Origin of the sequence: Micromonospora sp. NPDC049060, from assembly GCF_040649055.1 — a bacterium.
Taxonomy (GTDB): Bacteria; Actinomycetota; Actinomycetes; order Mycobacteriales; family Micromonosporaceae; genus Micromonospora; species Micromonospora reichwaldensis.
In genome coordinates this window covers 20,390-43,831 of sequence record NZ_JBEZEV010000046.1, presented here as the reverse complement: position 1 = coordinate 43,831, position 23,442 = coordinate 20,390, and the positions used below count along the sequence as shown (strand labels likewise).

Annotated in this window: 21 protein-coding genes and 2 pseudogenes; 8 read left to right on the top strand and 15 right to left on the bottom strand. The window is 74.2% G+C overall.

Going from position 1 to position 23,442, the window contains the following annotated elements:
- Nucleotides 1-666: 666 nt before the first annotated feature.
- Nucleotides 667-1,953, bottom strand: coding sequence for a tyrosine--tRNA ligase (gene tyrS / locus AB0B83_RS18015; RefSeq protein ID WP_357579141.1), 1,287 nt, complete (start codon nt 1,951-1,953; stop codon nt 667-669).
- Between the two features lie 83 nt (nt 1,954-2,036).
- On the opposite strand from tyrS, the gene AB0B83_RS18010 reads away from it, so the two are divergent.
- Entirely contained in the window at nt 2,037-2,444 is a 408-nt protein-coding gene (locus AB0B83_RS18010) for a PaaI family thioesterase (protein WP_357579140.1), read from the top strand.
- Nucleotides 2,445-2,495: 51 nt separating this feature from the next.
- Here AB0B83_RS18010 and AB0B83_RS18005 read toward each other — a convergent pair whose 3' ends face one another.
- From AB0B83_RS18005 to AB0B83_RS17995, 3 genes are all read right to left on the bottom strand, one after another.
- Nucleotides 2,496-3,815 (bottom strand): hemolysin family protein, encoded by a 1,320-nt coding sequence (locus tag AB0B83_RS18005; protein ID WP_357579136.1) that lies wholly within the window; start codon nt 3,813-3,815, stop codon nt 2,496-2,498.
- Nucleotides 3,816-3,946: 131 nt separating this feature from the next.
- Nucleotides 3,947-4,591, bottom strand: a complete 645-nt coding sequence (locus AB0B83_RS18000) for a hypothetical protein (protein WP_132240207.1) — start codon at nt 4,589-4,591, stop codon at nt 3,947-3,949.
- A gap of 52 nt (nt 4,592-4,643) precedes the next feature.
- Entirely contained in the window at nt 4,644-5,126 is a 483-nt protein-coding gene (locus tag AB0B83_RS17995; RefSeq protein WP_357579135.1) for a GNAT family N-acetyltransferase, read from the bottom strand.
- 313 nt (nt 5,127-5,439) lie between these two features.
- Here AB0B83_RS17995 and AB0B83_RS17990 point away from each other — a divergent pair, with 313 nt between their 5' ends.
- From AB0B83_RS17990 to AB0B83_RS17980, 3 genes are all read left to right on the top strand, one after another.
- Nucleotides 5,440-8,145, top strand: a complete 2,706-nt coding sequence (locus AB0B83_RS17990; RefSeq protein WP_357579134.1) for a cation-transporting P-type ATPase — start codon at nt 5,440-5,442, stop codon at nt 8,143-8,145.
- Nucleotides 8,146-8,194: 49 nt separating this feature from the next.
- Nucleotides 8,195-9,091, top strand: a complete 897-nt coding sequence (locus AB0B83_RS17985) for a universal stress protein (protein ID WP_357579133.1) — start codon at nt 8,195-8,197, stop codon at nt 9,089-9,091.
- Between the two features lie 127 nt (nt 9,092-9,218).
- Nucleotides 9,219-10,076, top strand: a complete 858-nt coding sequence (locus AB0B83_RS17980; RefSeq protein WP_357579132.1) for a universal stress protein — start codon at nt 9,219-9,221, stop codon at nt 10,074-10,076.
- 48 nt (nt 10,077-10,124) lie between these two features.
- Here AB0B83_RS17980 and AB0B83_RS17975 read toward each other — a convergent pair whose 3' ends face one another.
- Together AB0B83_RS17975 and AB0B83_RS17970 are read right to left on the bottom strand one after the other, a co-directional pair.
- Nucleotides 10,125-10,748 carry an FMN reductase gene (locus tag AB0B83_RS17975; RefSeq protein ID WP_357579131.1) on the bottom strand — a complete coding sequence of 208 codons (624 nt, stop codon included), beginning with the start codon at nt 10,746-10,748 and terminating at the stop codon, nt 10,125-10,127.
- On the bottom strand, nt 10,745-11,860 hold the full coding sequence (locus tag AB0B83_RS17970; protein ID WP_357579130.1) for an LLM class flavin-dependent oxidoreductase: 1,116 nt from the start codon (nt 11,858-11,860) through the stop codon (nt 10,745-10,747). The genes AB0B83_RS17975 and AB0B83_RS17970 overlap by 4 nt, the downstream gene beginning before the upstream one ends.
- A gap of 237 nt (nt 11,861-12,097) precedes the next feature.
- Here AB0B83_RS17970 and AB0B83_RS17965 point away from each other — a divergent pair, with 237 nt between their 5' ends.
- The gene (locus tag AB0B83_RS17965) at nt 12,098-12,310 is read left to right on the top strand and encodes a type II toxin-antitoxin system HicB family antitoxin (RefSeq protein WP_357579129.1); all 213 of its coding nucleotides are present in this window, start codon (nt 12,098-12,100) and stop codon (nt 12,308-12,310) included.
- Nucleotides 12,307-12,531, top strand: a complete 225-nt coding sequence (locus tag AB0B83_RS17960; RefSeq protein ID WP_357579128.1) for a type II toxin-antitoxin system HicA family toxin — start codon at nt 12,307-12,309, stop codon at nt 12,529-12,531. Before AB0B83_RS17965 ends, AB0B83_RS17960 begins: the two co-directional genes overlap by 4 nt.
- Before the next feature lie 111 nt (nt 12,532-12,642).
- On the opposite strand, the gene AB0B83_RS17955 is transcribed toward AB0B83_RS17960, so the two are convergent.
- Nucleotides 12,643-13,278 (bottom strand): DNA-3-methyladenine glycosylase, encoded by a 636-nt coding sequence (locus AB0B83_RS17955; RefSeq protein ID WP_357579127.1) that lies wholly within the window; start codon nt 13,276-13,278, stop codon nt 12,643-12,645.
- A gap of 90 nt (nt 13,279-13,368) precedes the next feature.
- On the opposite strand from AB0B83_RS17955, the gene AB0B83_RS17950 reads away from it, so the two are divergent.
- Complete coding sequence (locus AB0B83_RS17950; protein WP_357579126.1) at nt 13,369-13,785, top strand: DNA-binding protein; 417 nt, start codon at nt 13,369-13,371, stop codon at nt 13,783-13,785.
- 50 nt (nt 13,786-13,835) lie between these two features.
- Nucleotides 13,836-14,192 carry an MmcQ/YjbR family DNA-binding protein gene (locus AB0B83_RS17945; protein ID WP_357579139.1) on the top strand — a complete coding sequence of 119 codons (357 nt, stop codon included), beginning with the start codon at nt 13,836-13,838 and terminating at the stop codon, nt 14,190-14,192.
- Between the two features lie 59 nt (nt 14,193-14,251).
- On the opposite strand, the gene argH is transcribed toward AB0B83_RS17945, so the two are convergent.
- From argH to argC, 8 genes and pseudogenes are all read right to left on the bottom strand, one after another.
- Nucleotides 14,252-15,715 carry an argininosuccinate lyase gene (gene argH / locus AB0B83_RS17940; RefSeq protein ID WP_357579138.1) on the bottom strand — a complete coding sequence of 488 codons (1,464 nt, stop codon included), beginning with the start codon at nt 15,713-15,715 and terminating at the stop codon, nt 14,252-14,254.
- A 14-nt stretch (nt 15,716-15,729) separates the two neighbouring features.
- The gene (locus AB0B83_RS17935; protein WP_357579125.1) at nt 15,730-16,935 is read right to left on the bottom strand and encodes an argininosuccinate synthase; all 1,206 of its coding nucleotides are present in this window, start codon (nt 16,933-16,935) and stop codon (nt 15,730-15,732) included.
- Entirely contained in the window at nt 16,932-17,447 is a 516-nt protein-coding gene (locus AB0B83_RS17930; protein ID WP_311414714.1) for an arginine repressor, read from the bottom strand. Before AB0B83_RS17930 ends, AB0B83_RS17935 begins: the two co-directional genes overlap by 4 nt.
- The gene (argF, locus tag AB0B83_RS17925; protein ID WP_357579124.1) at nt 17,444-18,421 is read right to left on the bottom strand and encodes an ornithine carbamoyltransferase; all 978 of its coding nucleotides are present in this window, start codon (nt 18,419-18,421) and stop codon (nt 17,444-17,446) included. Before argF ends, AB0B83_RS17930 begins: the two co-directional genes overlap by 4 nt.
- Before the next feature lie 404 nt (nt 18,422-18,825).
- A pseudogene (locus AB0B83_RS17920) lies at nt 18,826-19,998 on the bottom strand (acetylornithine transaminase); the annotation flags it as partial.
- A gap of 179 nt (nt 19,999-20,177) precedes the next feature.
- A pseudogene (gene argB / locus AB0B83_RS17915) lies at nt 20,178-21,062 on the bottom strand (acetylglutamate kinase); the annotation flags it as partial.
- Complete coding sequence (argJ, locus tag AB0B83_RS17910; RefSeq protein WP_357579123.1) at nt 21,059-22,231, bottom strand: bifunctional glutamate N-acetyltransferase/amino-acid acetyltransferase ArgJ; 1,173 nt, start codon at nt 22,229-22,231, stop codon at nt 21,059-21,061. The pseudogene argB and the gene argJ, both read right to left, overlap by 4 nt.
- A 90-nt stretch (nt 22,232-22,321) precedes the next feature.
- Nucleotides 22,322-23,323 carry an N-acetyl-gamma-glutamyl-phosphate reductase gene (gene argC, locus AB0B83_RS17905; protein WP_357579122.1) on the bottom strand — a complete coding sequence of 334 codons (1,002 nt, stop codon included), beginning with the start codon at nt 23,321-23,323 and terminating at the stop codon, nt 22,322-22,324.
- Nucleotides 23,324-23,442: the final 119 nt, after the last annotated feature.

Genomic DNA, 23,442 nt, shown 5'->3' with positions numbered 1-23,442 from the left:
CAGGATCAAACTCTCCAACAAAAACTTGTTGAAAAACTGTCCCGACAACAAAAAGTGTTGCCAAAGGAATCCAAGACCAACAAACCATAAATGGCCTGCCAGTCCGGGGTATAAATCATAATTGGCACTGGCTTATCAAGCACCCTGTTGAGTTCTCAAAGAACAACCACACACCGCCCAGGAACCCCACACCGTGGAGCACCCAACCCGGGGCATTTCGTTCATCGCACCCGCCGCTTTCCGCGCCGGGCACTTTTACTACGTTACCCGGTGGTTTCCGCCGTGTCAAACCGCTTCGTAGCGATCCGCACCACTTCAACCCGATTTCCGGGCGCCACGCGACATCGGCTTGCGCCGTTGTCGATTGCGACTTCCGGCAGGCCGGCCGCCGCGGTCTCCCGCGAGCTCGCCCGGTTCCCTACCGGCGATGAACCATACCCGGTCGGCTCCGCCTCGCCAAATCCGCCTCGCGGCGGATCCGGGGCACCGCCCGGTCACGGGCCGGTGAGTGCAACTCGCCGGACCCGAAAGCTCGTTGCCGCGCCCGGCCTCCGGTTACTTTGCCCCGGTTCGTCCGTTCCGCGCTGGCAGAGAGAAAGTTACGCCCCCGGCGGATCGATCGTCAAATCCGCCGGGGGCGTCCCACGTCACGTCTGGAACGTACGGCTAACCCCGCAGCTCGACACCGGCGAACGACCGCTTGCCGCGGCGCAGCACCAGGTACCGGCCGTGCAGCAGGTCGCCAGGGCCCACGGTGGCGTCCGTCTCGGTGATCCGGGTGTTGTTCACGTAGGCGCCGCCCTCGGCGATCACCCGACGCGCCTCCTTGAGGCTCTGCACCAGCCCTGAGTCCCGCAGCAGCCCGGCGACGTCGGGCAGCTCGTCGACGTGCACGAGACCGGCCTCGGTCAGCGCGGCCCGCAGCGTCGCCGGCGCCAACCCGTCCAGCGAGCCCCGGCCGAAGAGCGCCTGGCTCGCGGCGACCACCTGTGCCATCTCCCGCTCGCCGTGCACCAGCGTGGTCAGCTCCTCGGCGAGCGCACGCTGCGCCGCCCGGGCCGCCGGACGCTCGGCGGTCTCCTTCTCCAGCGCCTCCAGCTCCTCCCGGGAGCGGAAGCTGAAGTAGCGCAGGTAGCGACTCACGTCCCGGTCGTCGACGTTGACCCAGAACTGGTAGAACGCGTACGGGCTGGTCATCTCGGGGTCGAGCCAGATGGCGCCGCCCTCGGTCTTGCCGAACTTCGTGCCGTCGGACTTCGTCACCAGCGGCGTGGTGAACGCCTGCACGGGCCCGGCACCGCGCCGGCGGACGTAGTCGACGCCGGCGGTGATGTTGCCCCATTGGTCCGAGCCGCCGAACTGGAGCCGGCAGCCGTGCCGGCGGTGCAGCTCGAAGAAGTCGTTCGCCTGGAGCAGTTGGTAGCTGAACTCGGTGAAACTGATGCCGCTCTCCAGCCGCGCCTTCACCACCTCCCGGGCCAGCATCTTGTTGACCGGGAAGTGCTTGCCGACGTCGCGGAGGAACTCGACCACCGACATCTCGCCGGTCCAGTCCAGGTTGTTGACCAGGTGCGCCGCGTTCTCCCCCTCGTACGAGACGAAGGGGGCGAGCTGGTCGCGGATCCGCGCCACCCAGCCGGCGACCACCTCGGGCGGGTTGAGGCTCCGCTCTGCGCTCTCCTTCGGGTCGCCGATCTGACCGGTGGCGCCGCCGACGAGCAGCAGCGGACGGTGCCCGGCGAGCTGGATCCGGCGGGCCGTGGCGACCTGCATGAGGTGGCCGACGTGCAGGCTCGGCGCCGTCGGATCGAAGCCCACGTAGTAGGCGGTGGAGCCGCCGTCGAGCAGCGCACGCAGCTCGTCGAGGCCGGTGGAGTCCTGGATCAGGCCCCGCCAGCGCAGGTCGTCGGTCAGGGAGTCCCGCCCGGGCGGCGGGAGGCTGCTGTCGGTCACGGTCACCGATTCTCCCTCACGAGCCCCGGCGGGCAGTACCGGGTTTGCCCGGGCGAGCCGCGGCGTAGGCTGGCCACGCCGTGATCAAGGAGGGGACCACCGTGGACGTGCCGGATCTGACGGGTGGCTTCGTCGCCCTGCTCGGCCTCAAGCTCGACGAGGTCGACGGCGACCGGGTGGTGATCCGTTGGCAGGTCCGCCCCGAGCTGCACCAGCCGTTCGGGATCCAGCACGGCGGCGTGTACTGCTCGGTGGTCGAGACGGCTGCCAGCATCGGCGGGTCGCTGTGGCTCGGCGAGCGCGGACGCGTCGTGGGCGTGTCGAACCAGACGGACTTCCTGCGCGCTGTCCGCGACGGCGAGCTGACCGCCGTGGGCACCCCCGTGCACCGGGGGCGCAGCCAGCAGCTCTGGCAGGTGGAGATCACCGACGCCGACGCCCGGCTCGTGGCCCGCGGCCAGGTCCGGCTGCAGAACCTCTACCCGGCCTGACCGGCCGAGGCGCGTGACGGCGCCGGCCGCACGGCGGCAGCGGGGACGCGTTCAGCCCCGGGCCTCGTCCAGCACGGCCTCGGCCTCGTCGGGCGCCGGCTCGGCCTGCCGGCGCAGCCGGACCCCGACGATCGCGCGGTGGTCGATGCGGGTCACCTCCAGCTCCCAGCCGTCCACGACGACGCTCTCCCCCGCCACGGTGGGGATGTGGCCGAGGCAGGCGAGCAGGAGGCCCGCGATGGTGGTGTAGTCGCCGCCGGGACGGCTGGGCAGCTCGACGCCCAGATCGACGAGGTCGTGCACGGGGAAGGTGCCGGGGAGCAGCAGGGCGCCGTCGGGCTCGGTGCGCACGGAGCGCACGTCCCGGTCGGTCTCGTCGTAGATCTCCCCGACGATCTCCTCGAGGATGTCCTCCAGGGTGACGATCCCGTCGACCGCGCCCCGCTCGTCGACCACCAGGGCGATGTGCTGGCGTTCGGCCTTGAACTGCCGCAGCGCGTCCACCACCGGCAGGGAGTCCGGCAGCAGCATCGGCGGGCGGGCGCACTCGTCGACCGGCCGGTCCTCGGGGACGCCGACGAGGTCACGCAGGTGGATCACGCCGACCGCGTCGTCGAGGCCGCCGTGCCGGACCACCGGCGCCCGGGAGTGGCCGGTGGCGGCCAGCAGCAGCCGCGCGGCCTCCGCCGTGGTGCCGCTGTCGAGCGTGAAGACCTGCAACCGGGGTACGAGGACCGCCCGCAGCTGCCGGTCGGCGATCTCGACGGCGCCGGCGATGATGGTCCGCTGCTCCTTGGTGAAGCCGTGGTTGCCGGCGACGATGTCCCGCAGCTCGTCGGGGCCGATCTCGTCGGGCTCGTGCTTCGGGTTGAGCCCGACGAGGCGTACCACCAGGTCGCTGGTGGCGCCGAGGGCCCAGACGGCCGGCCGGGTCACGGAGGAGAGCAGGTCGAGCGGGCGGGCCACCAGCAGGGCCCACCGCTCGGCGGCCTGCATGGCGATCCGCTTCGGGGCCAGCTCGCCGAAGACCAGGGTGACGAAGGTCAGCACCAGGGTGACCGCCACGATCGCGACGGTCTCGGCGGCGCCGCCGAACGCGCTGAGGAGCGGTACGAGGGGCTTGGCCAGCGACACCGCCGCCGCGGCGGAGGCGAGGAAGCCGGCGAGGGTGATCCCGATCTGGATGGTGGCCAGGAAGCGGTTCGGGTCCTTGGCGAGGCGGGCCAGCACCCGCCCGGCCCGGCTGGTGCGTTCCAGCCGCTGGATCTGGCTGTCCCGCAGCGAGACCAGGGCCATCTCGCTGCCCGCGAAGACCGCGTTGAGGACGACCAGGACGCCGACCAGGGCCAGTTGGGTCCAGATGCTCTGCACGCCCGGCTCTCCTCACGCGGGACAGGTGCCCGCCGGTACGACGGTCACCGCCGGCCGAAGGCCCCGGCCGGCGTAGGGCACTCTGTGCCCACCGGACCGGCCGGCGAATCCTCGCCCCGGGCGGGATGTGATCAGATCCGCCCGGCGACCGGCGGGGCGGGCAGGTCGAGGGCGTACGAGCGGCCCTCGGGGCGGAAACCCAGCCGGTGGTAGTACGGGGCGACCATGCCGGGCGGGGTGATCACCCGGCGGAAGCCCCGGTCGGTGAAGAGGCTGCTGCGCCGGTAGACGAACTCGCCCGGGGTGAAGTCCCGGAACCGCCGGGTCACGTAGTCGAGGTCGACCTGCGCCACGCCGTCGGCCTCGGCGTGTGACAGCACCACGCCGACCACCTCGTCGGCGCGTACGACCAGGAACGCCGAGCGTTCGGCGGCGGTGCCGGGGGGCCAGCGGAAGCCGGGGTTGAACCGGGCGATGTCGGCGGCGTGCACACTCAGCGTGTGGGCCAGGAACTGGTCGTCGACGCCGACCTCGACCACCTGGTAGGTGGCCTCGTCGTGGCGGGTGGCGAGCATGCTCCGCAGGTACCAGACGTTGATCACGGCGAGTACGACGTTCAGCCCGACCATGGGCCAGACCTGCACGGCGGCGTTGTAGCCGATCAGGATCAGACAGCCGACCAGGTTCAGGGCACGCAGCCGGAGGATGCGCGTCTGCAGCAGCGACCAGACCAGCAGCGCGGAGCCGGTCCAGCCGATCAGTTCCAGCCAGTTCACCCCGCGAGAGTAGTGCTCGCGCGGATGCGGTGACCCGGCGGGCGGCGGCGGGTCAGTCGCCGGCCAGCTCCAGCACCCATTCCTCCACCTCGGTGCCCCGGCCGTTGGCGTAGCCCCGGTCCTCGCCGATGACGACGAAGCCGCACTTGCGCAGCACGGCGAGCGAGGCGCGGTTGTCCTTGGCGGCGCGGGCGTGCACCGGCCGTTGGGGCAGCTCGCGCAGCAGCGCGGCGAGCGCCGCGGTGGCGTGGCCCCGACCCCAGCGTCGCGGGTTGATCCAGTAGCTGACCTCGGTGCGCCCGTCGGCCGGGAACGCGACCACGTGGCCGACGACCTCGTCGCCGACGACCACGGTGCGTGGGACGTTGCGCTCGTCGGCGCGCACGCGGCGCCAGTGGGCGTCGAAGCGCTCCCGGTCGGTCGGGTCCTCCGGCCCGAAGGCGGCCATCCAGTTGGCCTCGGCGTCCTGCTCGTGGGCGAAGAAGTGGGGCAGGTCGTCGTCGCGGACGGGGCGCAGGCGCAGCTCGGCGGTCACGGGCCCGAGGATAGGGCCGACCACCGACAACCGGACCGCTGGCGCCCGGCTGGCCGGGACGCCCGGTGGCCCGGTGGCGCTGCGGGATCCGCGTCACACCGGACCGCTGGCCGGGACGCCCGGATCCGCGTCGCACCCGCGCGCCGGCCGTGGGCGGCAGGGCCGTTGGTCCCGGGTCGGTTGGGCGGAACTCCCCTGGCCGGTGCCGTCCGACGGGACGAGGGTGGGATCGGGACGGTGCGCCGCGACGGCGCCGGCAGGGCGGAGGGCGATGTGGGACGGTGCGGAGAACGGCGGCCGTGGGGGCGTACCGGTGCCCGCTGACACCTCGACCAGGCCGGCGGCCGGGCTCAGCTCGGCGGAGGCCGCCGCCCGGCTGCGCGCGGACGGGCCGAACGCGGCGGTCGCGCCGGCCCGGCGCCGTCTGGGCGGGCGCGTCCTGCACCAGCTCAGCGACCCGCTGGTGGCGTTGCTGCTGGCCGCCGCCGTGGTCACCACCGTGCTGCGCGACTACCCGGACACCGCGGTGATCGTGCTGGTGGTGCTGGTGAACACCGCCATCGGCGTGGTGCAGGAGGTCCGCGCCGACCAGGCGATCGCCGCGTTGGACCAGCTCGCCGCGCCCACCGCCCGGGTCGTCCGGGACGGCCGGGACGTCGTCCTGCCCGCCGCCGACCTCGTCCGTGGTGACCTGGTGCGGGTCGAGGCCGGCGACGTGGTCCCGGCCGACCTGCTGCTCGCCGAGGCGGCCCGGCTGAGCGTCGACGAGTCGGCGCTGACCGGGGAGTCGGTGCCGGTGACCCGGGCCGTGGGCGAGGAGGCCAGCGCGGGGACCGTGGTCACCACCGGGCGGGCCACCGGCACGGTCGTACGCACGGGCGCCGCGAGCGCGCTCGGCCGGATCACCGCCCTGGTGGCGTCCACCCGGCCCGCCGCCACCCCGTTGCAGCGCCGCCTCGCGGGGCTCGGCCGGATGCTCGGTTTCGCCGCGGTGGTGCTCTCGGGGCTGGTCTTCGTCATCGGCGTCGTCGGCGGGCGGCCGGTGGTCGACATGGCGGTCACCGCGGTGAGCCTCGTGGTGGCGGCCGTGCCCGAGTCGCTGCCGGCCGTCGTCACCCTCGCCCTCGCCCTCGGCGCCCGCCGGATGGCCGGGGCGCGGGCCATCCCCCGCCGGCTGCACGCGGTCGAGACGCTCGGCTCCGTCACCGTCATCGCCTCCGACAAGACGGGCACGCTCACCGAGGGCCGGATGGCGGTGCAGCACGCCGTCACCGCCGGCGGCTCCCGCTACGGCGTCACCGGCAGCGGTTACGCGCCGCAGGGCGCGGTGCACCAGCAGGGGGCGCCGGTGGCCGTACCGGACGACCTGCGCCGCCTGGCGCGCGCCGGGCTGCTCTGCAACGACGCGACCCTGGCCCCGCCCACCGACGAGCGGCCGGAGTGGGCCGCCGTCGGCGACCCGCTGGAGGCGGCCCTGGTCGCCTTCGCCGGCCGGTGCGGCCTCGACCCGGAACTCACCCGGTCGGCGTGGCCGCGCGTCGCGGAGCACCCCTTCGACCAGGAGCTGCGCCGGATGACCACCGTGCACCGCTCCTGCGACCGGCGGTACCTGGTGGTGTGCAAGGGCGCGCCGGAGAACGTGCTGGCCGCGCCGCTTGTCGACGCCTCCGCCGAGGAGATCGCCGAGCTGACCGCCGTCGCGCACCGGCTAGCCGCCGAGGGGCTGCGGGTGCTGGCCGTCGCGTCCGCCGTGGTGGACGCCCCGCCGGCCGATCCCGCCCGGCCGGTCGGGCTGCGGCCCGTGGGGCTGGTCGCCGTGGGCGACCCGCTGCGCGCGGGGGCGGCCGACATCGCGGGCAGCTTCGACGACGCCGGGGTCCGGCTGGTGCTGGTCACGGGCGACCACCCGGCGACCGCCGCGGCGATCGGCGGCCAGTTGGGGCTCTGGCGCGAGGGCGACCCGGTGGTACGCGGGGACGACGGCGACCCGGCGCGGGCGCACCCGCAGGCGCGGGTGTTCGCGCGGACCCAGCCGGAGCAGAAGCTCGACATCATCGCCGGCCTCCAGTCGCGGGGGCACGTGGTGGCGATGACCGGCGACGGGGTGAACGACGCCCCCGCGCTGCGTCGCGCCGACATCGGGGTGGCGATGGGCGGCGGCACGGAGGTCGCCCGGCAGGCCGCCGACCTGGTGCTCGTCGACGACGACCTGTCCACGGTGGCCGCCGCGATCGGTGAGGGCCGCCGCATCTACGACAACATCCGGCGGTTCCTGCGCTACGCGCTCTCGGGTGGGGTCGCCGAGATCGCCGTGATGCTGCTCGGCCCGCTGTTCGGGCTGGCCGTACCGCTGCTGCCGGCGCAGATCCTCTGGGTGAACCTGCTCACCCACGGCGTGCCGGGCGTGGCGCTGGGCGCGGAGCCGGCGGAGCCCGGCACCCTGCGCCGGGCGCCGCGCTCCCCGTCGGAGTCGGTGCTCGGGGCCGGCCTGGGCCGCGACGTGCTGGTCACCGGCGGTCTGATCGCCGCCGTGGTGCTCGGCGCCGGCGTGCTCGCCGCGCACTGGGACCGGCCCTGGCAGTCGGTGGTCTTCGTGGTGCTCGGCCTGGCCCAGCTCGGGGTGGCGCTCGCGGTCCGCGCGCCGCGACCGCACGGCGCCCGGCACGGCAACCTGGCGCTGCCGGTCGCGGTGGCGGTCTCCGCGCTGCTCCAGGTCGCCGGGGTGCTGCTGCCGCCACTGCGGGAGCTGCTCGGCACGCAGCCGCTCGACGCGGCGGAACTGCTGGCCTGCGCCGCCGTCAGCGTGCTGCCCGGGCTGGTGCTGCGGCTGGCCCGCCGCCCGGGTGGCGGCGACGGCCCGACGGACGCGCCCCTGCCGGACGGGAGCGCAGGGGGTCCGGACGCGGTGGCCGGTGTCGGAGGGCCCGCGCGGAGCGCGTCGGTGTCGGACGGCCCGGCCGGTGACCGTCAGCCTGCGATTCGGGACCAAGGTCCCGCTGGTCGGGACGACCGCCTCTGACGGGTAGCGTGCGGACGGAGCAGGCTGAAGGTGGACGAAGGAGGAGTCGATGACCATCAACACCGGTGCCCCCGTCGTGGTGGGTGTGGACGGCTCGGCCGCCGCGCTCGACGCGGTCCGGGCGGCGGCGCGGGAGGCAGCGCAGCGGCAGCGTCCGCTGCGGGTCGTGCACGCCTTCATCTGGCCCCTGACGCGCGCCCCGCTCGGTGCCGCCGAGGGCGCGCCGGCCGGCGCCGGCCTACGCAACCAGGCCGAGCGGTACGTCGCCGAGGCGATCGCCGAGGCCACGAAGGTCGCCCCGGACGTGCCGGTGACGGGTGTGGTGGTCGACGGCGCGGCGACCCCCGTCCTGCTCGCGCAGTCCCAGGACGCCGCCCTTCTGGTGCTTGGCCACCGGGGCCTGGGCGGCTTCGCCGGGCTGCTGCTCGGCTCGTCCACCGTGCAGGTCTCCGCCCACGCGCAGGTGCCCGTCCTCGTGGTGCGTGGCGAGGTGCGCGCCGACGGCCCGGTCGTCGTGGGCGTGGATGGCTCCGAGTGCTCCCTCGAGGCCGTGGAGTTCGCCTTCGAGGAGGCGAGCCGCCGGGGTGCCCCGCTGCTCGCGGTGCAGGCCTGGCTCTATCCCACGCCGGTCGGCCCGGGCGACATCCTGCCCCTGGTGTACGACCTGGACGCCTACGCCGCGGACGAGGAACGCGCCCTCGCGGAGTCCGTCGCCGGTTTCGCCGAGCGCTATCCCGACGTGCCGGTGCAGCACCGGCTGGTCCGGGGCTCCCCGGGCGGCGTACTGGTGGAGGAGTCGAAGAAGGCCCAGCTGGTGGTCGTGGGGGCGCGCGGCCGGGGCGCGCTGGGCGGGCTGCTGCTCGGCTCGGTCAGCCACGCGGTGCTGCACCACGCGCACTGCCCGCTGGTGATCGTGCGGCACCCGAAGCGGGCCGACGCGTCCTGATCCGGTCACCGCACCACGACGCCGTCGCGTCGGCCGCTCCCCCGGCCGGCGCGACGGCGTCGACGCAAATGCCGGCGGGTCGGCGGTGCCACGTCGACAATGGCCTGATCGATCTCTGGGAGGGCTCATGAACCGACCCGTGGTGGTGGGTGTGGACGGATCACCGGCGAGCCTGCTGGCGGCGGAGCACGCCGCCCGGGCCGCCGTGCTGCGGTCCCGCCCCCTGCACCTGGTGCACGGATACCTGCATCCGCTCGGTTACGGCGTGCCGGTCAACCCGTACGACCTGGGATTGCCGGCGCCGACCGAGGAGGCGCAGAAGATGTTGGAGACGACGGCCGCCGACCTCGCCGAGCGCTGCCCGGGGCTGACCGTCGAGGTACGCCAGGTGGCGGGCGGGCCGGGTGCGACGCTGGTGGAGGAGTCCCGGCGGGCCGAGCTGGTGGTGGTGGGCAGCCGGGGGCTGGGCGGCTTCGCCGGGCTGCTGCTCGGCTCGGTCGGCACGCAGGTGGCCGCCCACGCGCACTGCCCGGTGCTGGTGGTGCGCCCCGCAGAGGAGCCGATCCCCGTCGCCGGGCCGGTGCTGGTCGGGGTGGACGGGTCGGAGCCCGCCGAGCTGGCGGTCGGGTACGCGGCCGACGAGGCGGCCCGCCGGGGCGACGGGCTGGTGCTGTTGCACGTCGGGCCCCCGGACCGCGCGCCGGCGGACGAGGCGACGGAGACGCAGGCCGCCGAGCTGCTGGCCACCGCCGCGGCGGCCGTTCGGGGCAGCCACCCGGGGCTGGCCGTGGAGGAGCGGGTGCTCCGGGCGCCGAAGGCCGAGCAGGCACTCGTCGAGGCCAGCGGGGACGCGGCGCTGGTGGTGGTCGGCTCCCGGGGGCGGGGTGGGTTCGCCGGGCTGCTGCTCGGCTCGGTCAGCCAGGCCCTCGTGCAGCACGCGCACTGCCCGGTGCTGGTGGCCCGCCCGTACGGTCACGCCCGCTGACGTGCCCCGACCCGCCGGCCCCGGGGGGGGCCGGCGGGTCGGCGGCGATCAGTGGTCCCGGCCGCCGAGCAGCTCGTCGAAGCTGGTGGTGAGGGCGAACGGGTCGGCGGGGCCGGTGGACGCCGGCCGCCGGTGGACCTGATCGGCCAGCTCGCCGCCGGCGCGGGCGATCCGCGCCCGCAGCGCGCCGTCGGCGGACCCGGCGGACCAGTCCTCCGGAGCGGCGAAGACCGCGGTGGGAACCACGACGGACCGCAGGTGGGCGAACATCGGACGGAGAGCGTGTTCCAGCGCCAGCGAGTGCCGGGCCGTTCCGCCGGTGGCGCCGACCAGCACCGGCCGGTCCGCGAGCGCGCCGGGCCCGACCAGGTCGAAGAACGACTTGAACAGCCCGTTGTACGAGGCGTGGAAGATCGGCGTGACGGCGATCAGCCCGTCCGCGCCGGTGACCGTGTCGAGCACCTCCCGCAGCGCGGGCGACGGGAAGCCCGTCAGCAGGTGGTTGACGATGTCGTGGGCGTGCTCGCGCAGCTCGACGGGGCGGACGTCGACGTCGTCGCCGCGCCGGGCCAGCTCGTCGCGGGTGGCCGCGGCGAGCTGGTCGGCGAGCAGCCGGGTCGACGAGGGCCGCCCCAGCCCGGCCGACACCACGGCGAGGGTGCGGCGGGTCATCGGCCCGCTCCCGTCCCGGCGCGATCCGCGGCGTCGCCGCTGGTGGCGGCGTCCCGCAGGGTCGCGTGGGTGGGCGCGGCCGGCACGTGCGCCGGGCGCAGCGACTCGAACTCCTTGCGCAGCACGGGGACGACCTCCTCGCCGAGCAGGTCGAGCTGCTCCAGCACGGTCTTCAGGGGCAGGCCGGCGTGGTCCATGAGGAACAGCTGGCGCTGGTAGTCGCCGACGTAGTCGCGGAAGCCCAGCGTGCGGTCGATGACCTGCTGCGGGCTGCCGACGGTCAGCGGGGTCTGCGCGGTGAACTCCTCCAGCGACGGGCCGTGCCCGTAGACGGGCGCGTTGTCGAAGTACGGCCGGAACTCCCGTACCGCGTCCTGCGAGTTGCGCCGCATGAACACCTGCCCGCCGAGGCCCACGATGGCCTGGTCGGCGGAGCCGTGGCCGTAGTGGGCGTAGCGCTGCCGGTAGAGCCCGACCATCCGCTGGGTGTGCTCCTTCGGCCAGAAGATGTGGTTGGCGAAGAAGCCGTCGCCGTAGTAGGCGGCCTGCTCGGCGATCTCGGGGCTGCGGATCGAGCCGTGCCAGACGAACGGCGGCAGGCCGTCGAGCGGGCGCGGCGTCGAGGTGAACGACTGCAACGGGGTACGGAAGCGACCCTTCCAGTCGACCACGTCCTCGCGCCAGAGCCGGTGCAGCAGGTCGTAGTTCTCGATGGCGAGGGGGATGCCGTTGCGGATGTCCTGGCCGAACCACGGGTAGACCGGCCCGGTGTTGCCGCGCCCCATCATCAGGTCCACCCGGCCGTCGGCGAGGTGCTGGAGCATCGCGTAGTCCTCGGCGATCTTCACCGGGTCGTTGGTGGTGATCAGCGTGGTGGAGGTGGAGAGCAGCAGGCGCTCGGTGCGGGCGGCGATGAAGCCCAGCATGGTGGTGGGCGACGACGGCACGAACGGCGGGTTGTGGTGCTCGCCGGTGGCGAAGACGTCGAGGCCGACCTCCTCGGCCTTGAGCGCGATCGTGACCATCGCCTTGATCCGCTCATGCTCGGTCGGCTCGCGACCGGTGGTCGGGTCGACCGTGACGTCGCCGACGGTGAAGACTCCGAACTGCATGACCAGCTCCTCGCGTTGTCCCTGGCCGGGGCCGCTGCGGCGCCCGGACGCACCGCACAACATGTTTGACGAGTCAACTATTCCGCCACCGGAGGCACCGCCGGTGGCCGCCGCCACCTGTCCGCGCAGGTGCCTCGCTTCGAAAGGCGCCGCGCGTGGCGCCCTGGCACAACGTGTCCCACGAACCGCCTGACGCGTAAAATGACGGAGCCGACTCGCCGGATCAGGAGGACCTTGATGGTTCGGACATTCACTGCGGCGGTTCACCAGGAAGACGACTGGTACGTCGCCCGATGCCTTGAGCTGGATGTCGCCAGCCAGGGCGAGACACTCGATGACGCCATGGCCAACCTGAGGGAAGCGGTGGAGGTCTACCTCGACGAGGCCTTCGAGCCGAGCATCGAGGCGACTCCGCTGGTGACATCCTTCCAGGTGGAAAAGGCCGCATGAGCCCGGCACTCGCCGATCTCCCGCTACGCAGGGTCCTCGCCGCACTCACCAAGGCCGGATTCGAACACGTACGGACCAAAGGAAGCCATGCGGTCTACCGCAACTCTGCCGGCAACGTTGTCGTCGTTCCACAGCACAACACGATCAAGCGGGGAACTCTCGCCTCCATCCTCCGTCAGGCCGGGTTGACGCCGGCGGAGTTCCAGCAACTGCTCGGCTGACGTCGTTCCCGCGTACCGCCGACAGGCCGTCGCCCGGCGGGACTGGAACGGCCTGCCGGCGGGCCGGGCCGGCTGCGCCACTTTGGCCTCCGCCCTCTGACGACAGCCGCGTCACGACCGCCGGCGCGGCACGTGCCGGCGGTAGGCGCTGACCGTCGGGTCGCCGGTGATCCAGAACCGCCACGGCACGTCGTGCGCGCCGGTGACGCCGACGCGCGGCCCGGCGGCGACCGCCTCGTCGGGCACCGGCACCTCGGCCGGGCGCAGCCGGACCGGCCCGTCGTTGAGCAGCCAGCGACCGTAGGCGCTCTTGTCGATGCCCAGGGCCGCGCAGAGCCGGGCGGGCCCGCGCGCGAGTTCGACGTCCCGGCGTACGGCGGGGCGCCGGGCGCGGGCCGTCTCGACGCCGTCGACCACCTCGCCGGCGCGCAGCAGCACCGCCGAGGCCTCCCCCTCGATGCCCGTGACGACGTTCATGCACCAGTGCATGCCGTAGGTGAAGTAGACGTAGGCGTGCCCGGCCGGCCCGAACATGACGGCGTTGCGCGGGGTGCGACCGCGGTGCGCGTGCGACGCGGGGTCGCCGGCCGTCCCGGCGTACGCCTCGACCTCGGTGATCCGGACGGTCACGTCGCCGGCGGTCAGCCGGCAGCCGAGCAGGGCCCGGGCGGCCGGCACCACCGGGCCGGCGAGCAGGTCGGCCAGCCCCGCGAGGTCGGCGGGCCGGCGCTGGGAGTACGCCACCACGAGCACGACCCTATCCGCCGGCGCCGCCCAATGCCGGAGAGCCCTCAACATTCCGTTGACAACGTAGCGTTGAAGTGATGAGGTGCTCGCATGACCGATTCCTTCACCGCCCCCGACGCCGGCGCGTCCCGGGCCCACCGCACCTACGAGGCGCTGCACCGGATCAGCGAGCGGCACGCCGGCACCGAGACGCGGCGCCGCCGGCACACCAACCCGTACGTACCGGACACCTACGAGGCGGTCGCGCTCGTCATCGCCCTGGCCGCCGGCGGGGCCGAGGTGGAGTCCGACGAGGAGCCCGTCGACGAGGCGGACCTCGTCGCGGCGCTCACCCTCGTGCCGCACCTGCGCGCCGAGGTCGACACGATGGAGGCGGGGCTGCTGACGCTGGCCCGCAGCCGCGGACTCACCTGGCAGCAGATCGCGTACGGGCTCGGGCTGGGCAGCGCGCAGGCCGCCAAGCAGCGCTTCGAACGGCTCTCCGCCCGCACCGCCACCACCGGGTGACGCCGCCGATGGACGAGACTGGGCGCGGGATCGGTGTCGAGGAGGACGCGATGACGCGCGAGGAGATGCTGGCGTACTGCCTGGGGAAGCCGGGAGCCTGGCTCGACCGGCCGTGGGAGGGCGACGAGGTGGTGAAGGTCGGCAGCCGGATCTTCGCCTTCCTCGGCTCCGCCGGCGGCGACCAGCCGACCGTCGGGGTGAAGTGCGGCCCGAGCCGGGACGTGGCCGACGAGTGGCTGCACCGGCACCCGGGCGACGCGCGGCCGTCGCCGTACATCGGGCGCGCCGGCTGGAACACGCTGCGCCTGGCCGGCGGCCTCGACGAGGAGGAGCTGATCGAGGCGGTCGACGCCTCGTACGACGCGGTGGTGGCGAAGCTGCCGAAGCGGGAGCGCCCGGCGGGCTGAACCCCGCGCGACGCCGGCGGCGCCGCGCGGGGTCGGCGGCGCCGCGCGGGGTCGGCGACTCAGCGGGGTACGACCCGCTCGGCGGCCCACTCCCGCCAGGTGGCGAGCTTGTCGGCGGCGGCGGCGAGCTGGTCGGCGACCGGCCCGGGACCGGTCGAGCCGGGCGTGATCCGGGCGGCGAGCGCCGAGCGGACCGAGAGCACGTCGCGCACCGACGGGTCGAGGTGCTCGCTGACGGCCGCGAGGTCGTCGTCGCTGACCTCGTCGAGGGCGCAGTCCCGGGCCACGCAGAGCGCCACCAGCCGCCCGGTGATCTCGTGCGCGTCGCGGAACGGCACGTTGCGGCGCACCAGCCAGTCCGCCACCTCGGTGGCGAGGGAGAACCCGACCGGCGCGGCGGCCACGAGCCGGTCGGCGCGTACGGTCATCGTGGAGATCATCCCGGCGAGCGCCGGCAGCAGCAGCTCCAGGGTGTCGACCGCGTCGAAGGCCGGCTCCTTGTCCTCCTGCATGTCCCGGTCGTAGCTCATCGGCAGGCCCTTGAGCATGGTGAGCACGCTCATCAGCCCGCCGACCAGCCGGCCGGACTTGCCCCGGGCCAGTTCGGCGATGTCCGCGTTCTTCTTCTGCGGCATGATCGACGAACCGGTGGCGAACGCGTCGTCCAGCTCCACCCAGCCGAACTCCTGCGACGTCCAGAGCACCACCTCCTCGCCGAGGCGGGACAGGTGCACCCCGATCATCGCGGTGACGAACAGGAACTCGGCGACGAAGTCCCGGTCGGCGACCGCGTCCATCGAGTTGGCGAAGGACGTGCGGAAGCCCAGCTCCTTGGAGACGGCCACCGGGTCCAGCGGCAGGCCGGAACCGGCGAGCGCGCCCGCGCCGAGCGGGCTGACCGCCGTGCGGTGGTCCCAGTCGCTCAGCCGCTCCAGGTCGCGCAGCAGCGGCTGCACGTGGGCCAGCAGCCAGTGCCCGAACGTGACCGGCTGGGCGTGCTGCAGGTGCGTCATGCCGGGTGCGGCGGTCTCCACGTGCCGCTCGGCCTGCTCGACCAGGGCCTCGGCCAGCTCGACCAGCCGACCGGCCACGCCCCGGGCGTGGTCGCGCAGGTAGAGCCGCAGGTCGGTGGCGACCTGGTCGTTGCGGGACCGGCCGGCGCGCAGCTTGCCGCCGAGGCTGCCGAGCCGCTCCAGCAGGCCGCGCTCCAGGGCGGTGTGCACGTCCTCGTCGTCGACCGTGGGACGGAACTGCCCGGAGGCGCAGGCGGCCTCCAGATCGTCCAGGGCCGCGAGGATGCGGCCCAGTTCCTCCGGGTCGAGCAGGCCGGCCCCCGCGAGCACCCGGGCGTGCGCCCGGGACGCCGCGATGTCGTACGGGGCCAGCCGCCAGTCGAACTGCACGCTCACCGACAGGCGGGCCAGGGCCTCGGCGGGGCCGCCGGCGAATCGGCCGCCCCACAGGCTCGTGCGGTTGGTGGCGGCGCTGTTCTCGGTCAGGCTCTTGTCGTCCACGGCGCCCATTCTGGTGGTCATGGTCAGCAGCCGCCCAACCGGGCGTCCCGTGCGGCGGCCATCTCGCTGGGCAGGCCCCAGAGCCGCACGAAGCCCTTCGCCAGGGACTGGTCGAAGGTGTCGCCGGTGTCGTAGGTGGCCATGCCGAAGTCGTAGAGGCTGGCCTCGGAGCGGCGCCCGGTGACGGTGGCCCGGCCGCCGTGCAGGGTCAGCCGCACCTCGCCGGTGACGTGCCGCTGCGCGTCGTCGATGAACGCGTCCAGCGCGCGCTTCAGCGGCGAGAACCAGAGGCCGTCGTAGACCAGCTCCCCCCAGCGCTGGTCGACGCCGCGCTTGAACCGGGCCAGGTCCCGCTCCACGGTCACCGCCTCCAGCTCCTGGTGGGCGGTGATCAGCGCGATCGCGCCCGGTGCCTCGTACACCTCGCGGCTCTTGATGCCGACCAGGCGGTCCTCGACCATGTCGAGCCGGCCGACGCCCTGGGCGCCCGCGCGCCGGTTGAGCTCCCGGATCGCCTGGTACGGGGTGACGGTCTCGCCGTCGATCGCCACCGGGACGCCGGCGTCGAAGGTGATCACGACCTCGTCGGCGTCGCGCTCCTGCGCCGGGTCGCAGGTGTACGAGTAGAGGTCCTCGATCGGCGCGTTCCAGATGTCCTCCAGAAAGCCCGTCTCGACGGCGCGGCCCCACAGGTTCTGGTCGACGGAGTACGGGGACTTCGCCGACACGTCGATCGGCAGCCCCTTCTCCTCGGCGAAGGCGATCGCCTTGTCCCGCGTCCAGGCGAAGTCCCGGGCCGGCGCGACGATCCTCAGGTCGGGGGCGAGCGCGCCGAGGCCGACCTCGAAACGGACCTGGTCGTTGCCCTTGCCGGTGCAGCCGTGCGACACGATGGTGCCGCCGTGCTTGCGCGCCGCGGCCACCAGGTGCTTGACGATCAGCGGCCGGGACAGCGCGGAGACCAACGGGTAGCGGTCCATGTAGAGCGCGTTCGCGCGGATGGCCGGCAGGCAGTACCCGGCGGCGAACTCGTCGCGCGCGTCGACCACCTCCGACTCCACGGCGCCGCAGTCCAGGGCGCGCTGCCGGATGGCGTCGAGGTCCTCGCCGCCCTGCCCGACGTCCACCGCCACGGCGATCACCTCGGCGCCGGTCTCCTCGGCCAGGTACGGGATGGCGACGGAGGTGTCGAGCCCTCCGGAGTAGGCGAGCACGACCCGCTCGGTCATGGTGTGGTGTTCCCTTCGACGTTCTCTTCGCGGCGGGCCCAGCCGGCGAGCTTGTCGCCGAGCGCGGCCCCGCCGACGGCCTCGCGGGCCACGACGAGGATGGTGTCGTCGCCGGCGATGGTGCCGACGACCTCGGGCAGGCCCGCCCGGTCCAACGCGCTGGCCAGGTAGTGGGCTGCGCCCGGCGGGGTGCGCAGTACGGCGATGTTGCCGCTGGCGTCGACCCCGTTGAGCAGCTCGCGCAGCAGCCGGACCAGCCGGGCCGGCGCCGCCTCGGCGTCGCGCAGCGGCCGGTGGCCGTCCTCGGGGATGAGGTAGACGGCCCGCCCGTCGCCGCCGCGCGCGGTGACCGCCCCCAGTTCCTTGAGGTCCCGGGAGAGGGTGGCCTGGGTGACCTGGATGCCGTCGCCGGAGAGCAGGTCGGCCAGCTCGGTCTGCGAGTGGATCGCCTTGTCGCGGATCAGCTCGACGATGCGGGCGTGCCGGGCGGCACGGGTCAGCGGGGCGGTCATGGTGTCTCCCTGGTCGCGGCGACGCCCGGCGCCGCCGCGTCCGGGGCGGCGGGCGCGGCCCCGAGGAGGAACGTCAGCAGCGCCTTCTGGGCGTGCAGCCGATTCTCCGCCTGGTCGAACACGACGCTCTGCGGGCCGTCGAGCACCTCGTCGGTGATCTCCTCGCCCCGGTGCGCGGGCAGGCAGTGCAGCACGACGGCGTCGGGCGCGGCGTGCCCGAGCAGCGCGGCGTTGACCTGGTACGGCAGGAACGGGGTGATCCGGTCCAGCCCGTCGTCCTCCTGCCCCATCGAGGTCCAGGTGTCCGTGGCGACCACGTCGGCGCCGGCCACCGCCGCCACCGGATCGGTCAGCGCCTGCACCGAACCCCCGGTGCCGGCGGCGATCTTCGCGGCCCGGGCGACCACCTCCGGGTCGGGGCCGAAGCCCGCCGGCCCGGCGACCCGGACGTGCATGCCGGCGGTCGCCCCGGCCAGCAGGTACGAATGGGCGAGGTTGTTCGCCGCGTCGCCGACGTACGCCAGCGTCCGGCCGGCGGTGCCGCCGCAGTGCTCGCGGACGGTGAGCAGGTCGGCCAGGAGCTGGCAGGGATGGAACCCGTCGGTGAGCGCGTTGACCACCGGCACGCTGGCGCCGTCGGCCACCTCGGCGATCCGGTCGTCGCCGTGGGTACGCAGCACGATCGCCGCGACGTAGCGGGACAGCACCCGGCCGGCGTCGGCCAGGGTCTCGCCCCGCCCGAAGTGGGTGACCTGGGTGTCCACCACGAGCGGGTGCCCGCCCAACTCGGCGATGCCGACGTCGAACGAGAACCGGGTACGCAGGCTCTGCTTGTCGAACAGCACCGCCACCGACCGGGGCCCGGCCAGCGGCCGGTGACCGAACCGGTCGGCCTTCATCCGCGCCGCCAGATCGAGCACGGCCGACTGCTCGGCGGGGCTCAGGTCGTCGTCCCGCAGGAAGTGCCGGATCACGCCCCCGCCTCCGCCGTGCTCGGCATCGCCCCGCCGCCGCTGGACGGCCTGGGTGCGGTGGGCGTGGTCGGCGGCGTGGACACGGTGGGCGGCGTCAACGCGGCCGGCGCGGTGGCTGGCGTGGGCGCGGAGGGCGCGGAGGGCGCTGTCGACGCCGTGAACGCGGTGGGTGCGGTGGGTGGCGTCGAGATCTTGGTAGGTTCCGGCCCCTGGAGGGGCCGTTTCTCACCAAGATCCGACGCGGAGCCGGCGGCGGCAGCCGGGGATGCTCCGGCAGCCGACGGGACAGAGGCGGCGGGCGGGACGGAGGCGGCGGCGGGCGGGACGGGGGCGGCGGCGGGCGGGACGGGGGCGGCGGCGGTCGCGACGGAGCCGGCGGTGGAAGTGGCAGCGGCGGCACCGGCGGCGGCCGGGGACGCCGCGTCGAGGGCGGCCGGGAGGGCTGCCAGGAAGTCGTCGGCCTGGGCGACGGTGAGGATCAGCGGCGGGGCGAGCCTCAGCACGCCGGGCTGCGCCGGGTTGGCCAGGAAGCCGGCCTCCCGCAGCGCCTCGGCGAGCACCTTCGCGACGGGCGCGGTGAGCACCACGCCGAGCAGCAGGCCCGCGCCGCGTACGTTGTCGACCAGCGGGTGGTCGAGCGCCTCGATCCCCCGGCGCAGCCGCTCGCCGATCCGGGTGACGTGGTCGAGCAGCCCCTCGCTGGCGATGGTCGACACCACCGCGAGGGCGGCGGCGCAGCTCACCGGGTTGCCGCCGAAGGTGGTGCCGTGCGAGCCGGGGGCCAGCAGCTCGGCGGCGCGGCCGAAGGCCAGGCAGGCGCCGATCGGCAGCCCGCCGCCGAGGCCCTTGGCCAGGGTCACCACGTCGGGCTCGATCCCCTCGGCCTGGTGCGCGAACCAGTGCCCGGTACGCCCGACACCGGTCTGCACCTCGTCGAGCACCAGCAGCGCGCCGTGCCGGGCGGTGATCCGGCGTGCGGCGGCCAGGTAGCCGGCCGGCGGGACCACCACGCCGTTCTCCCCCTGGATCGGCTCCAGGATCACCATCGCGGTGGCGTCGGTGACCGCCGCCTCCAGGGCCGCCACGTCGCCGTAGTCGACGTGGGTCACCTCGCCGGGCAGCGGGCGGAACGGGTCGGCCTTGGCCGGCTGGCCGGTGAGGGCGAGCGCGCCCATCGTCCGGCCGTGGAAGCCGCCCCGGGTGGCGACGACGTGCGTGCGGCCCGTCAGCCGGGAGAGCTTGAACGCCGCCTCGTTGGCCTCCGCGCCCGAGTTGGCGAAGAAGACCCGTCCCGGCCGCCCGGCCAGGGCCAGCAGCAGCTCGGCGAGGGCCACCGGCGGTTCGGCGACGTAGAGGTTCGAGACGTGCCCGAGGGTCGCGACCTGCTTCGACACGGCGGCCACCACGGCCGGGTGGGCGTGACCGAGAGCGTTGACCGCGATGCCGCCGACGAAATCGACGTACTCCCGGCCGGCGTCGTCAACCACGACGGCGCCGGAGCCGGCGACGAGGGCGAGCGGCGGCGTGCCGTAGTTGTCCATCATGGACTGTGCCCAGCGCTCGACGAGAGTGCTCATCCGGCGATCGTGCCTTCCTGGTTGGCGGCGGCGGAGCTGACAGGCCCGCTCCGCGCGCTGACGGTGTCCGGTTCGTTCGCGACCGCGGGGCTCGGTCGCTCCGCTCCCGCACTCCTCGCGCTCACGGCACCACCTTCGTTCGCGACTGCGGGGCTCGGTCGCTCCGCTCCCGCACTCCTCGCGCTCACGACCATGGTTCCGAATCCTTCCGAGGTGAAGACCTCCAGCAGCGTGGAGTGGGCGACCCGGCCGTCCACGACGTGCGCGGCCGGCACGCCCTGCCGCACCGCTCGCAGGCACGCCTCCATCTTCGGGACCATGCCGCTGGACAGCGACGGCAGCAGCGCCGCCAGTTCGTCGACGGTGATCTCGCTGATCAGGCTGTCGGTGTCGGGCCAGTCGGCGTAGAGGCCCGGCACGTCGGTGAGGACGACCAGCTTGCGGGCGTCGAGGGCGACGGCGAGCGCGGCGGCGGCGGTGTCGGCGTTCAGGTTGTGCAGCACCCCGTCGGTGTCGGGCGCCACGGTGGAGATCACCGGGATGCGGCCGGCCCCGATCAGGTCGGTGACCGCCGAGACGTCGACCGACTCGACGTCGCCGACCTGCCCGACGTCGACAGGTTCCCCGTCCACGTACGCGGGCCGCCGCACGGCGGTGAACAGCCCGGCGTCCTCGCCGGAGAGGCCCACCGCGAACGGGCCGTGGGCGTTGATCAGGCCGACGAGTTCCCGGCCGACCTGGCCGACCAGGACCATCCGGACCACGTCCATCGCCTCCGGGGTGGTGACCCGCAGGCCGCCCCGGAACTCGCTGGCGATGCCCAGCCGGCCGAGCATGGCGGAGATCTGCGGGCCGCCCCCGTGCACCACGACCGGCCGGAGGCCGGCGTAGCGCAGGAAGACCATGTCGGCGGCGAAGGCCCGCTGGAGCTCGGGGTCGACCATGGCGTTGCCGCCGTACTTGACCACGACGGTCGAGCCGGAGAAGCGGGCCAGCCAGGGCAGCGCCTCGATCAGCGTGGCCGCCTTGACCTGGGCGCGGGCGAGGTCGGTGGAGAGGCTCATGTCGAGTAGGCCGAGTTCTCGTGCACGTACGCGTGGGACAGGTCGTTGGTCCAGATCGTGGCCTCGGCGGCGCCGGCGTGCAGGTCGATGCGGATGGTGACGTCCCGGCCGGTCAGGTCGACCTTCGACCGGTCCTCGGCGGCGGCGCCGGAGCGGCACACCCAGACGCCGTTGACGGCGACGTCGACCCCGTCGGGCTCGAACGCGGCGGCGGTGGTGCCGACGGCGGCGAGGATCCGGCCCCAGTTCGGGTCGTTGCCGAACAGCGCGGTCTTGACCAGGTTGTTGCGGGCCACCGAGCGCCCCACCTCGACCGCGTCGTCCTCGCAGGCCGCGCCGACCACGTCGATGGCGATCTGCTTGGTGGCACCCTCGGCGTCGGCGATGAGCTGCTGGGCCAGGTCGTGGGCGGCGGCGGTCACCGCCGCCGCCAGCTCGGCCGGGGTCGGCGCGATGCCGCTCGCGCCGCTGGACAGCAGCAGCACCGTGTCGTTTGTCGACATGCAGCCGTCGGAGTCGATCCGGTCGAAGGTGACCCGGCACGCCTCCCGCAGGGCGGCGTCGAGGTCCTCCGGCCCGGCCACCGCGTCGGTGGTCAGCACGCAGAGCATGGTGGCCATCGCCGGGGCGAGCATGCCGGCGCCCTTGGCCATGCCGCCGACGGTCCAGCCGCTGCCCCGGGCCACCGCGGTCTTGGGCCGGGTGTCCGTGGTCATGATGGCCTCGGCCGCCGCCGGGCCGCCGTCGCGCGCCAGCCGGCGGATCGCCGAGCGTACGCCGGGAAGCAGCTTGCCCATCGGCAGCCGCTCGCCGATCAGGCCGGTCGAGCAGACCGCCACGTCGGCGGCGCCCAGCATCAGCCGCGGGCTGGCCGCGGTGAGCGCGGCGGCGGTGTGCTCGGCCGTGGCATGGGTGTCCTGGAAGCCGGCCGGGCCCGTGCAGGCGTTGGCGCCGCCGGAGTTGAGGATCACGGCGCGCGCCACGCCGCCGCGCACCACCTGCTGCGTCCAGAGCACCGGCGCGGCCTTGACCCGGTTGGCGGTGAACACGCCGGCGACACCGGCGTCCGGGCCGTCGTTGACGACCAGCGCGACGTCGCTCGCGCCGCTGGTCTTGAGCCCGGCGGCCACCCCGGCCGCCCGGAACCCCCGTGGGGTCGTGACGCTCACTGCACCAGCCCTTCGTTCGTGGCTACGGAACTCACGGTGCGACTCCTTCGTTCGCGACTGCGGGGCTCCGCTGCGCTGCACTCCTCGCGCTCACGGTGCGACCCCCCAGGTGGAGAGGCCCGTCGTCTCCGGCAGGCCGCACATGAGGTTGGCGTTCTGCACCGCCTGGCCGGCGGCGCCCTTGCCGAGGTTGTCCAGCGCGCTCAGCACGATCATGCGCCGGGAGTCGACGTCGACGGTGGCCTGGAGGTGGCAGGAGTTGGAGCCGAGGGTGGCGGCGGTGTGCGGCCAGGCCCCCTCCGGCAGGACGTGCACGAAGGGCGCGTCCGCGTACGCCTCGGCGAGCACCGCGCGCGGGTCGACGCCCCGGGCCGGCACGGCCGTCACCGTGGCGAGGATGCCCCGGGGCATCGGCGCGAGCACCGGCGTCAGCGACAGGCCGGTCGCGCCGGTGGCCTGCTTGATCTCCGGTACGTGCTGGTGGGTGCCCACGCGGTAGGGCGACAGGTCGCCCATCACCTCGCTGCCGAGCAGGTGCGGCTTGGCCGCCTTGCCCGCGCCCGAGGTGCCCGAGGCGGCGACGACCACCACGTCGGCCGGGGCGGCGGCGCCGGCGGCGATCAGCGGGGCGAGGGCCAGGATGATCGCGGCGGCGTAGCAGCCCGTGTTGGCGATCCGGGTGGAACCGGCGATCAGCTCCCGCTGGCCGGGCAGCTCCGGCAGGCCGTAGGTCCACGGGCCGGCGTGGGTGCCGCCGTAGTAGTTGGCCCAGGCGTAGGGGTCGGCGAGCCGGTGGTCGGCGCCCAGGTCGACGACGCGCACCTCGGGCGGGAGCTGGGCCGCCAGGGCCGCCGACTGCCCGTGCGGCAGGGCCAGGAAGACCAGGTCCGCGTCGGCGAGCGTCGCCGCGTCCGTCTCGCCGAGGATCATGTCCAGGCCGGCGAGCTGCGGATGTACGACGTCGAGCCGGTGCCCGGCCTGGCTGTGCGCGGTGGCGGCGACCAGCTCGAACTCCGGGTGCCCGGCCACCAGACGGATCAGCTCGCCCCCGGCGTAGCCGCTCGCTCCGGCGACCGCGACTCGAATACCCATCCCCACCTCCGCATGACTATGCAGAGAAGGCTAGCAAGCGGAAGCCCACGCCTGCAAGTTCATGCAGTCGACCGTATGGCAATGAGACGTGACCCCCGTCCTGGCGGAGGCCCGCGCCG

Excerpts from the sequence above, each read along its gene's own strand:
- AB0B83_RS17965 (WP_357579129.1), top strand. The coding sequence starts at position 12,098 with ATGGTTCGGACATTCACTGCGGCGGTTCACCAGGAAGACGACTGGTAC.
- AB0B83_RS17935 (WP_357579125.1), bottom strand. The coding sequence starts at position 16,935 with ATGACCGAGCGGGTCGTGCTCGCCTACTCCGGAGGGCTCGACACCTCC.
- AB0B83_RS17980 (WP_357579132.1), top strand. The coding sequence starts at position 9,219 with ATGAACCGACCCGTGGTGGTGGGTGTGGACGGATCACCGGCGAGCCTG.
- AB0B83_RS17985 (WP_357579133.1), top strand. The coding sequence starts at position 8,195 with ATGACCATCAACACCGGTGCCCCCGTCGTGGTGGGTGTGGACGGCTCG.
- AB0B83_RS17960 (WP_357579128.1), top strand. The coding sequence starts at position 12,307 with ATGAGCCCGGCACTCGCCGATCTCCCGCTACGCAGGGTCCTCGCCGCA.
- AB0B83_RS17970 (WP_357579130.1), bottom strand. The coding sequence starts at position 11,860 with ATGCAGTTCGGAGTCTTCACCGTCGGCGACGTCACGGTCGACCCGACC.
- argC (WP_357579122.1), bottom strand. The coding sequence starts at position 23,323 with ATGGGTATTCGAGTCGCGGTCGCCGGAGCGAGCGGCTACGCCGGGGGC.
- AB0B83_RS17975 (WP_357579131.1), bottom strand. The coding sequence starts at position 10,748 with ATGACCCGCCGCACCCTCGCCGTGGTGTCGGCCGGGCTGGGGCGGCCC.
- argH (WP_357579138.1), bottom strand. The coding sequence starts at position 15,715 with ATGGGCGCCGTGGACGACAAGAGCCTGACCGAGAACAGCGCCGCCACC.
- AB0B83_RS17930 (WP_311414714.1), bottom strand. The coding sequence starts at position 17,447 with ATGACCGCCCCGCTGACCCGTGCCGCCCGGCACGCCCGCATCGTCGAG.
- AB0B83_RS17945 (WP_357579139.1), top strand. The coding sequence starts at position 13,836 with ATGACGCGCGAGGAGATGCTGGCGTACTGCCTGGGGAAGCCGGGAGCC.
- AB0B83_RS17950 (WP_357579126.1), top strand. The coding sequence starts at position 13,369 with ATGACCGATTCCTTCACCGCCCCCGACGCCGGCGCGTCCCGGGCCCAC.